At 72.3% G+C, this 9,586-nt stretch carries 10 protein-coding genes and 1 pseudogene; 6 read left to right on the top strand and 5 right to left on the bottom strand.

Going from position 1 to position 9,586, the window contains the following annotated elements:
• Positions 1-58 precede the first annotated feature (58 nt).
• From K7B10_RS09450 to K7B10_RS09460, 3 genes are all read left to right on the top strand, one after another.
• Entirely contained in the window at positions 59-544 is a 486-nt protein-coding gene (locus tag K7B10_RS09450) for a nucleotide triphosphate diphosphatase NUDT15 (protein ID WP_229335624.1), read from the top strand.
• An 83-nt stretch (positions 545-627) separates the two neighbouring features.
• On the top strand, positions 628-900 hold the full coding sequence (locus K7B10_RS09455) for a DUF6400 family protein (protein WP_229335625.1): 273 nt from the start codon (positions 628-630) through the stop codon (positions 898-900).
• Positions 887-1,147 carry a hypothetical protein gene (locus K7B10_RS09460; RefSeq protein WP_229335626.1) on the top strand — a complete coding sequence of 87 codons (261 nt, stop codon included), beginning with the start codon at positions 887-889 and terminating at the stop codon, positions 1,145-1,147. The genes K7B10_RS09455 and K7B10_RS09460 overlap by 14 nt, the downstream gene beginning before the upstream one ends.
• Before the next feature lie 21 nt (positions 1,148-1,168).
• Here the strand turns inward: K7B10_RS09460 and K7B10_RS09465 are convergent, their stop codons facing one another.
• The 3 genes from K7B10_RS09465 to K7B10_RS09475 form a co-directional block, all read right to left on the bottom strand.
• A complete protein-coding gene (locus K7B10_RS09465) occupies positions 1,169-3,277 on the bottom strand; it encodes a DHA2 family efflux MFS transporter permease subunit (RefSeq protein WP_372481544.1) in 2,109 nt (702 codons plus the stop codon).
• A 48-nt stretch (positions 3,278-3,325) separates the two neighbouring features.
• A complete protein-coding gene (locus K7B10_RS09470) occupies positions 3,326-4,681 on the bottom strand; it encodes a 6-phospho-beta-glucosidase (protein ID WP_229335627.1) in 1,356 nt (451 codons plus the stop codon).
• 118 nt (positions 4,682-4,799) lie between these two features.
• Positions 4,800-5,672 (bottom strand): helix-turn-helix domain-containing protein, encoded by an 873-nt coding sequence (locus tag K7B10_RS09475; protein WP_229335629.1) that lies wholly within the window; start codon positions 5,670-5,672, stop codon positions 4,800-4,802.
• A gap of 336 nt (positions 5,673-6,008) precedes the next feature.
• Between K7B10_RS09475 and K7B10_RS09480 the strand changes: the two genes are divergently transcribed.
• The 3 genes from K7B10_RS09480 (at position 6,009) to K7B10_RS09490 (ending at position 8,483) form a co-directional block, all read left to right on the top strand.
• Positions 6,009-6,674, top strand: coding sequence for a helix-turn-helix domain-containing protein (locus K7B10_RS09480; RefSeq protein ID WP_229335631.1), 666 nt, complete (start codon positions 6,009-6,011; stop codon positions 6,672-6,674).
• A gap of 67 nt (positions 6,675-6,741) precedes the next feature.
• Positions 6,742-7,299 (top strand): hypothetical protein, encoded by a 558-nt coding sequence (locus K7B10_RS09485; protein ID WP_030868200.1) that lies wholly within the window; start codon positions 6,742-6,744, stop codon positions 7,297-7,299.
• The gene (locus K7B10_RS09490) at positions 7,296-8,483 is read left to right on the top strand and encodes an MAB_1171c family putative transporter (protein ID WP_229335633.1); all 1,188 of its coding nucleotides are present in this window, start codon (positions 7,296-7,298) and stop codon (positions 8,481-8,483) included. Before K7B10_RS09485 ends, K7B10_RS09490 begins: the two co-directional genes overlap by 4 nt.
• A gap of 36 nt (positions 8,484-8,519) precedes the next feature.
• On the opposite strand, the gene K7B10_RS09495 is transcribed toward K7B10_RS09490, so the two are convergent.
• Both K7B10_RS09495 and K7B10_RS09500 read right to left on the bottom strand, forming a co-directional pair.
• Entirely contained in the window at positions 8,520-9,299 is a 780-nt protein-coding gene (locus K7B10_RS09495) for a bestrophin-like domain (RefSeq protein ID WP_229335635.1), read from the bottom strand.
• A 48-nt stretch (positions 9,300-9,347) separates the two neighbouring features.
• A pseudogene (locus K7B10_RS09500) lies at positions 9,348-9,586 on the bottom strand (hypothetical protein); the annotation flags it as partial.

The raw sequence follows: 9,586 nt of genomic DNA on the forward strand, positions 1-9,586 counted from the left end.
CCTGCTGACAAACTCTGTTGCCGAACCGGCAAACCGAGTGGCAGGGCGGAGCAGAACGATGACCACACCGAACGACCGGCCCGAACCCCCGGCCCGGGCCGTCCCACGGCCCAACGCCGTCGTCGGGGTCGGCCTCGTCGTCACCGACGCGGACGGGCGGGTACTGCTCGGCCAGGCGCACGACGGCCGCTGGGAGCTGCCCGGCGGCAAGGTCGACCCCGGCGAGAGCTTCGAGCAGGCCGCCGCCCGCGAGCTGGCCGAGGAGACGGATCTGCGGGTGGCTCCCGGGGACATCCGGATCCTGACCGTCCAGCTCTCCCCGGAGGCCGAGACGACCCGCCTGACGGCGGGGGCCGTCACCGGCTCCGCCGAGGGCACCGCGAAGGTCACCGAGCCGCACAAGATCCTGCGCTGGCGGTGGTTCGCCCCGGACGGGATCCCGGAGGCCCTCTACGCGCCTTCGGCGGCGGTCCTGCGCGCCTGGCGCCCCGAGCTCGGGCCGACCCTGCCGCCCGTCCCCTCGTACGACTACCCGACCCCGTAGGGCCGCGGGGGCGGCCGTCGTCCGCTGTGACATCTCCCACCCCCTCTTGCCAGCGGAAGGAAGGCATACCTAAGTTCTGAAGCATGCCCCCACAGCACCCCACACACCCCAGCGACCCGGGCGCCCCCGGGCTGGTCGACTTCAGCGTCGACCTCACCGCCCAGGAGGTCCTCCGGCGGGCCCAGGTCATGGCCGCCCTCGGCCCCGACTGGGACCCGATCGAGGTACTGCGCGGTGAGGAAGCGGCGTACGACCTGCTGTACTCCGGCCTCGACGCCGAGCAGCAGCGCATCTACGACGGTCTGGTCGAGGCCGGTGTGCTCGCCCCGCGCGGGGACGGCCATGCTGCCACTTGACCCGCAGGCGGACCCCGGGCGGCGCGCCTGGGTGGCCTGCCCGAGCTGCGACGACGCCCGCGGCTGCGCGCCCTGCGAGGAGCGGCGCACCTGTTCCGCGCACTGGCGCTACCTGCTCACCAACACGGGCAGCCTGCTGCACCTGCAGTGCCCTTCCTGCACCCACGTCTGGGTGCACGAGAGCGGTTTCGGCGCCACGCGTTCCGTGTGGAGCCGCATCACCAGCGGCCCGTCCGCCGGCCTCTGAGGCCACGACCGCGGCCGCGGATCAGACCCCGACCGGGGTCTTCTGCGCGAAGTAGCCCCCGCCCAGGTCCTCCGCCAGCAGCCGCTTCGCGATCGCGTCGGCCGCGGCCCGGAGTTCCTCGCTCCGCGGCCGGCCGCGGTCCTTCTCCAGCTGGTCGCCGAGCCAGTCCCCCCACGCCTTCGAGAGGGTCGCCGCCTCCCGCCGCCCGGCCGGAGTGAGCGTGAAGAAGGTGCCCTCGCGGGTCAGGAACCCCTCCTGCTCCATCCGGTCGAAGACCGGTACCAGTACCTCCGGCGGCAGGGCGCGGCGCGAGGCGATGAGCCCGAGGCTCGCGTGGCCGACCGTACGGGTCATGATCTCCACCTGCATCACCGCCCACGCGCCCGCGATGTCCAGCCGCGTGTCCGAGGCGTCGACGATCGCCCGCGCCGTCTCCGGCCCCATGTTCCGTACGAGTGTGCCGACCGCCAGCTCCAGCAGTTTGGCCGAGTCCCCGGAGGCGCTGGCCGGTGAGGCGAAGCCGTCGCCCATGTCCGTCGACGCCGCGCGGGCGGAGTCCCGCAGGCGGACCTGCTTGAGGAAGAGCGCGACGACGAAGCCGACCCCGGCCACGGGAACGGTCCACAGGAACACGGTGTGCAGGGCGTGCGCGTACGCCTCGATGAGGGGGCCGGCCGCCGCGGGGTCGAGCCCGTGCACCCCCTGCGGGCTCTGGGCCGTCTTCGCCAGCTGCACCGGGTCGGCCCCGGTGGCCCGGGCGGCCTCCGCGACGGCCTTCTCCAGTTCGGGGCCGAGGGTGTTGGCGTAGATGGTCCCGAACACGGCGGTGCCGAACGAGCTGCCGAGCGTACGGAAGAAGGTGACACCCGATGTGGCGGTGCCGAGGTCGGCGTAGTCCACGGTGTTCTGCACGGCGATCGTCAGCACCTGCATGCACAGGCCGATCCCGACGCCGAGCACGAACATGTACACCGATTCCAGCCAGACGCCCGTCTCCGGCCCCATCCGCGACAGCAGGTACAGTCCGACGCCCATCACGAGGCTGCCGACGATGGGGAAGATCCGGTACCGGCCGGTCTTGCTCGTGACGTTCCCGCTGAAGACCGACGCGATCAGCAGACCGATCACCAGCGGGAGCGTCCGTACGCCCGAGACCGTGGCCGAGTCCCCGTCCACGAACTGCAGGTACGTCGGCAGGAAGGTCATCGCCCCGAGCATCGCGAAGCCGACCACGAAGCTGAGCACCGAGCAGACCGTGAAGACCTGGTTGCGGAACAGCCGCATCGGCAGCATCGGTTCCGCCGCCCGCGTCTCGACCAGGCAGAACAGGGCCAGTGCCAGCGCGCCGAGCACGAAGAGCCCGATGACCGTGGCGGATCCCCAGGCGTACTCGTTGCCGCCCCAGCTGGTGGCCAGGATGAGGGCGCTGGAGCCCACGGCCACGAGGGCGATGCCCAGGTAGTCGATACGGGTACCCCCGGCGGCGCGGACCGAGGGGATCGTCCGGGCGGCCGCGATCACGACGAGGATCGCGATCGGGACGTTCACGTAGAACGCCCACCGCCAGGTCAGGTGGTCGGTGAACAGGCCGCCGAGCAGCGGCCCGATGACGGTCGCGACCCCGAAGACGGCGCCGATCGCGCCCTGGTACTTGCCGCGTTCGCGCAAGGGGACCACGTCGGCGATCAGGGCCATGGAGGTGACCATCAGGCCCCCGGCGCCCACGCCCTGGACGCCCCGCCACAGGATGAGCAGGGACATGTTGCTCGCCAGGCCGCACAGGAACGAGCCGGTGATGAACACGATCGCCGAGATCTGGAAGATCAGTTTCCGGCCGAAGAGGTCACCGAACTTGCCCACCAGCACCGTCGCGACGGTCTCCGCGAGCAGGTACGAGGTCACCACCCACGACATGTGCTCCCCGCCGCCCAGATCCGCCACGATCGTGGGCAGCGCCGTGCCGACGATCGTCTGGTCCAGCGCCGCGAGCAGCACCCCCAGCATGATCGTGCCGAAGATGACGTTGCGCCGCCGCCGGTCGAGCACGGGGGGCACCGCGGCTTCGGCTGCGGTTTCGGCGGGGGCAGTGGTCACATCTCGCACTCTCACAGCGCCCCCGCCCCGCCGCATGCGCACTGGGCCGTACGGGGGACCCGCGGCGGGCCCGTCGGCGCGGGATCAGCGCAGGTAGGCCAGGCCCGGGTGCTCGGCCGCGTACCGGTCCAGCAGCCGCCGGGCGACGGCGACCGAGTCCACCAGCGGGTGCAGCGCGAAGGCCTTGACCGCGTCCGCGCGGGAGCCGCTCGCGGCGGCCGCGAGGACCTCCCGCTCGACCGCCTTGACGGAGGTCACCAGGCCCACCGCGTGCAGCGGAAGCGGGTCCACGGCCACCGGGTGCGCGCCGTTCGCGTCGACCAGGCAGGGCACCTCGATGACCGCCTGCGCGTCGAGCACGGACAGCACGCCGCGGCCCCGGACGTTGAGGATCAGCGTGGCCCGTTCGTCCCGGGCGATGGCCCGCATCAGCGCGAGCGCCACCTTCTCGTACCCGCCGGACTCCAGATCGCTCTCGTCGCGCTCGCCCAGACCCGCCGCCTCGCGGTTCTCGGCCATGTACGTGGCCTCCCGCTCGGCCCGGGTCCGGTCCCACGCGGCCAGCGCCGCCCCGGCGGCCCGGTCCGGCCGGCCCGCCTCCGCGTAGAACCCGCGCTGCTGGTCGCGCAGGAAGGCCCCGCGGGTCTGCTTGGCCTCCGTGTACGCCCGTACGGTGTCACGGTTGAAGTAGTAGTAGTGCAGGTATTCGTTGGGGATCGCTCCGAGCGAGCGCAGCCACTGCGCCCCGAACAGCCGGCCCTCCTCGAAGGACTCCAGCGCCTCGGTGTCGGCCAGCAGCCGCGGCAGTTCGTCCCGGCCGCCGATGCGCAGACCGCGGACCCAGCCCAGGTGGTTGAGGCCGACGTAGTCGATCCAGGCGTCCTCGGGGCGGGCGCCGAGCAGCCGGGCGAGGCGCCGGCCGAGTCCCACCGGGGAGTCGCAGATCCCGATCACCCGGTCGCCGAGCGCCTCGGCCATGGCCTCGGTGACCAGGCCGGCCGGGTTGGTGAAGTTGATGACCCAGGCCTCGGGGGCGATCCGGGCCACCCTGCGGGCGATCTCCCGGGCGACCGGCACCGTCCGCAGGCCGTACGCGATCCCGCCCGCGCCGACCGTCTCCTGGCCCAGCACGCCCTCGGCCAGCGCGATCCGCTCGTCGGCGGCGCGCCCGTCGATGCCGCCGACGCGGATGGCGGAGAAGACGAAATCGGCCCCGCGCAGGGCCTCGTCGAGGTCCCCGGTGGCGGTGACGGCCGGGGCGTCGGGCACTGCGGAGGCGGCCGCCTGGTCGGCGAGCACCCGGGCCATGGCGCCGAGCCGGGCCGGGTCCTCGTCGTACAGGGTCACGTGGGACACCCGGCCCTCGGCATGGTCGCCGAGGAGTGCACCGTAGACCAGCGGTACCCGGAACCCGCCCCCGCCGAGGATGGTCAGCCGCACGCCCTACCGCCCTTCGCCCGCGCCACGATCGGTGCCACGATCCGTGGCATCCGGTCCGCGACACGCGATCGACCCGTGAATGGAGGCTCCAGTGTCCCTTGCGGACCCGGGCTTGTCCTCAGTCCTCCAGCGACGGCACGGCGCGCAGCCGGGGTCCCTGCTGGAGCGGGGCGGTCGGGCCGACCCCGGCCGGGCCGGTCGCCGCGCCCTGCGGGGCCGACAGGACCATGGTGATCCGGGTGAGGCCCATCCCGTCGAGCATCCGGCTGGATTCGGCCACCATCCGGCAGCGCACGTGCCCCCAGCGCGGGTCCCAGTGGCGGACGGTCCGCACGGCCCCGTCCAGCTCGGCGGCGTCCGCCCCGTGGGTGCTCAGCCAGTGCGGCACCCCGTAGCGGTAGGCCGCCTCCATGAACGGATCGCGGGCCACCTCCTGGCGGATGCTGTTCAGGCCCTCGTCCTCCGGGGCGGCGGCGAGCGCGCCGGCGAACTGGGCCAGCAGCGGTACGCACCAGGCCGGTTCGTGGTCTTCCAGCACGGCCGCGGCGTCCGGGTGGAACAGCACGAAGCGCAGGAAGTTGTCGTCCGGCAGGGCGGTCGGATGCGGGCGCACCGACTGGAAGAGCTTGTCGAACGCCGAGTTGGTCAGCGCCACGTCCCAGCGGTGGTCGACCAGGAAGCTCGGGTAGGGCACCGCCTCCATGAGCGCCGCGTAGTCGCACAGGTAGTCCCGCTGGGCGGGGTCCTGGGGCAGCCGGCTCTCCTCGGCCGCCCGCCAGGTCGGCGGCGGGTCCCGGTCGACCATGACGCGGAAGAGCCAGAAGCACTGCCGCTCGCTCATCTCCAGGGCCTCGGCCAGGGCGAGCAGTTTGCGGTCGGTCCATTCCTTGACCAGGCCGCGTTCCCAGTTGCCGTAGGCGCGGACGCTGATGCGCAGCCGGGCGGCGAGGTCCTCCTGGCTCAGGCCCAGTTCCTCACGCCGCTGGCGCAAAATCTCCTTGCGCCGCTCCGACCGCACTGCGCCGCGTGCGGACTCTTCGCCCGCAAGGCGTTCCTCACCGGCTCGGGCAAGCCCATCGGACGGGCGCACCGCTGCGAGATGTGGCACCGAGAGCTCCCCCTCTTCACGGTCTGGATCTTCAATTTCCTCTGGCGATCCTGCTACCGACTTCATTCGAGTGTCAACTATCGTGGCAATTCCAGCCTCTTGACAGCTCATTCCCGCCACAGCTGTGGCAAGTTCTGGCCCTGCGGCGGCTCCTCGGCTAGATTCCAAAAGCCGACCATGTGCCCGTACCGACCCCGCCGCGATCTAGGAGAACCACTGGTGACAGACGGCTTCCCGGCTCCCGTCGCGGTGGCCAACGCGCCCCTGGCAGCCACCGTCACGCGCGTCGCCGAACTCGCGGGCAAGATGGGCCACGACCTGAACAAGGTCTTCGACCTGCGCCGCCTCTCCGAGGCCTCCGGCGTTCCCGCCGACGTTGTCAGGTCCCTGCTCGACGGCCGGCCCGTCGTCGAGCCCTGCCTGCAGACCCGCTTCCTCCAGCGCCTCGACCTGCTCCGGCGCACCCGGCTGAAACCTAACGGACGCCGCTACACGCAGCAGGAGATCGCGGACGGCGCCGGCATGTCGCGCCAGCAGGCGGGCGCCCTGATCAACGGCGACCGCCGGCCCACCATGGAGCACTGCGACGCCATCCAGCGCTTCTTCGGCGTCCACGCCGGCTTCCTCACCGCCCACGACGCCGAAGCGCTCACCGACGCCCTCCAGCGGACCGAGCAGCAGCTGCTCCAGGACTACGCGGGCCGCACGCGCGAAACCGTACCCGCTCCGGCGGCTTCGACCGGCGATCCGCTGGCAAGACTCCTGCAGAACCACGGTGTCCGCGGCATCGCCTGGCGGGCGGCCCAACTGCCCAGCGACAAACACCGGGACAAGGTGACCGAGTGGCTGGACATGCTTCTCGAAAGCGTCAAACCGAATGAATGATGACCCGGTCGAGAGTCTGGGTCTGATCCTTGAGTCCTGATCCGGATCCGCGCCGACGGGGAGAACGGTGAGCATAGGCAGAGAGCAGCGCCGGTTGTGCGGCGAACTGGTGGCCGGGCTCCGGCTGACCGCGCCCGTGGAACCCGTGGACCTCTACGCCGCCCTCTGCGAGGGCATGAGCAGACACCGCGGCCGCCGGGTGGACTTCCGGATGGCCTCGTTCCCGCCGGGGACGGCCAGCGGCCTGTGGCTCGACATGGCGGACCGCGATCTGGTGGTCATCGAGGAACGCACCGCACCCGACCACCAGCTGGTCATCCTGGGCCACGAGCTGTGGCACATGAAGGCCGGCCACTGCAGCCACCACGTCGACGGAGCCGCCGTCGCCGCCCGGCTGCTGTCGGACGAGGCCGACATCGCCGAGACCGTCCGGAGCGTAGCCGCGCGCACGCGCGCCGACGTCTCGGAGGAGACCGAGGCGGAGACGTTCGGTTTACTGCTGGGCAGCCGGTGCCGAACCTGGCTCGCCGGGTCCGCGAGCCATCGGGCGCCCGCGCAGCGTGATCAGTTGGCGGGCCGCATCGAGGCCTCGCTCGGATACCGGGGGCACAGGAACGACCGTTGAACGGCCAGGACTACTACATACCGGCAGCCGCCCTGGCGGTATCGCTCGCCTTCAAGCTGCCGGCGCTACGGCACAACTGGCGCGATCCGCTCCTGCGGTCGGTCTGCGCCCTGCTGATCCTGGCCGGATCGGTGTTCACCTTCGCCGCCCCGCCCACCATCGAGGCGGTCAACAAGTGGACCGGCATCACCAACTTCTCCGCCCCCCTCGTCTACTGCCTGATCACCCTGTTCAGCGCCGCCTGCCTGGTCCTGATCGTGAACTGGCGCGGCGGCCCGCCCGAGGTGACCCGGCGGATCTCGCGCCGCTGGATGATCGGCTACGGCGGCGTCGTCGTGGTGCTGGTGGTGCTGTTCGCGCTCGGCCACACACCGGTCGAGCGGCTGCGCGACTTCGACACGTACTACGCCAACACCCCGTACATCCAGCAGATGATCGCCCTCTACCTGACGGCTCACCTGGTGGCGGCCGTCGTGATGGTGGCGATGTGCTGGCGCTGGTCCCTGCAGGTGCACGGCTGGCTGCGGATCGGCCTGATGATCATCGTCTCGGGCTACGTCTTCAACCTCAGCTACGACGCCACCAAGATCTCCGCGGTGGTCGCCCGCTGGGCCGGCCACGACCTCGACGACCTGAGTACCTACATCGCCCCGCCGCTCGCCTCCGTCGGCGCGCTGATCAGCGCGATCGGCTTCGTCCTGCCCCTGCTGTGCCAGCGGCTGTCCGACAGCTGGCAGACCTGGACGACGTACCGGCGCCTCGGCGCGCTCTGGCACGAGGTGCAGATCGGCGCCCCGAGCGGCACGCCCTGCGTGCAGATGTCCTGGTGGGCCCCGGCGGAACTGCGGGTGATCCAGCGCGAGTCGGACATCCACGACGGGTTCCTGCACCTCGGCCCGTACTTCGACCCCGGCCGCCGCGAGGACGCGTACGCGCGGGCCCTCGCGGCCGGGGCGGAGGAGGAGGCGGCGCGGGCGGTCGCCGACGCGGCGATGGTCGCGGCCGCCGTACAGGCCCGCTCGGCGGATCCGGAGGGCGCGGTCATCGGGGCGAGCGAGGAGAGCGTCCTCGACACCCTCGGGGGGCCGCGCGACCTCGTACGGATCTCACACGCGCTGCGGCATTCGCCGGTGGTGGCGGCCGTACGGCGGCAGGTGGCCCTGTCGGGGAGCGGACCGGCCTGAGCCGGCCCGCCCGCGCCGTGCCGGGCCCCCGGCGGGTCAGCGCTCGGCCGCGGCCAGCGCCACCTTCGGGAACAGGTCCTGGAACGGGCCCGCGGAATCGATTCCGTCCCGGCCGTAGGGTGCGTCGAAGCTCCACACCATGAACAGCAGGAACACGATCAGCGCGCTGAACAGCCCCGCCAGCAGCAGCTCGCGCCCGGACCGGCGGATCTGCAGGGTGAAGATCAGCCCCACCGTGACCACTCCGCCGACCAGCAGCCCGAACCACACCACGCTCGGCAGCGTGGACTCGTCGGCCTGCATCCGCGAGTGCCGGGCGTCGTCGGCGGCCGCGATGTGGTCGAGCAGCGGCTGGTAGGCCTGTGCCTGGAGCTCGTTCGCCGGGCTCTGGTGGGTGACGTCGGTGCGCAGCTTGCCGAGCAGGTCGGCGCCCTGGGACGAGGCGCCCCGGCCCGAGGTGAGCAGCGGCCAGTCCACGGCGACGGTGTGGGAGACGTACGCGTCGACCTCGCCGCGGATCCGGTCGCGCACCGGGGTCGGGTAGACGTCGGCGCGCTGGGTGACCTCGTACAGCGACTGGGCCTCGCGGCGCACGCTGTCCTCGGCGGCGCCGCGCGCCTCCCAGACGCCGGCGATGGCCAGGCCCAGCACGATGGCGTAGACCACGCCCACCATCATCGTCATGTACTCGATGACGTCGGGGGTTTCGCTGGTGTCCTCGTCCTCCGCGACCCGGCGGTGCCGGAGCGCGGTGCAGGCGAGGACGAGGGCGCAGACGAGCGCCATGGCGACGGCCAGGACCAGCCATTCGGACACGAGGGTTCTCCCGTTGGTGGATCGGTGGATCGGGTAGGGCGGTGGGGCTCAGCGACGGCTCTTGGAACGCGGCCGCAGCGCGGCGGCGGCGAGGACGGCCGGGGTGGTGACGACGACCATGAGCATCACGGTGGACATGCCGCCCGGGCCGCGCCGCTCCAGGGCGACCGAGCGGTACGGGCGCACGTGGAAGGCGGTGGCGGGCGCGGCCACGGCTGCGGCCCGGGGCGGGGCGGGGGCCGCGGCCGGCGCCGGCCCGGCAGCGACCGGGGGATCCGGCGCGGGCG

Origin of the sequence: Streptomyces flavotricini, from assembly GCF_020639365.1 — a bacterium.
GTDB lineage: Bacteria > Actinomycetota > Actinomycetes > Streptomycetales > Streptomycetaceae > Streptomyces > Streptomyces flavotricini.

Coding starts and splice junctions, on each gene's coding strand:
- K7B10_RS09460 (WP_229335626.1), top strand. CDS start 887: ATGCTGCCACTTGACCCGCAGGCGGACCCCGGGCGGCGCGCCTGGGTG.
- K7B10_RS09465 (WP_372481544.1), bottom strand. CDS start 3,277: ATGCGGCGGGGCGGGGGCGCTGTGAGAGTGCGAGATGTGACCACTGCC.
- K7B10_RS09455 (WP_229335625.1), top strand. CDS start 628: ATGCCCCCACAGCACCCCACACACCCCAGCGACCCGGGCGCCCCCGGG.
- K7B10_RS09450 (WP_229335624.1), top strand. CDS start 59: ATGACCACACCGAACGACCGGCCCGAACCCCCGGCCCGGGCCGTCCCA.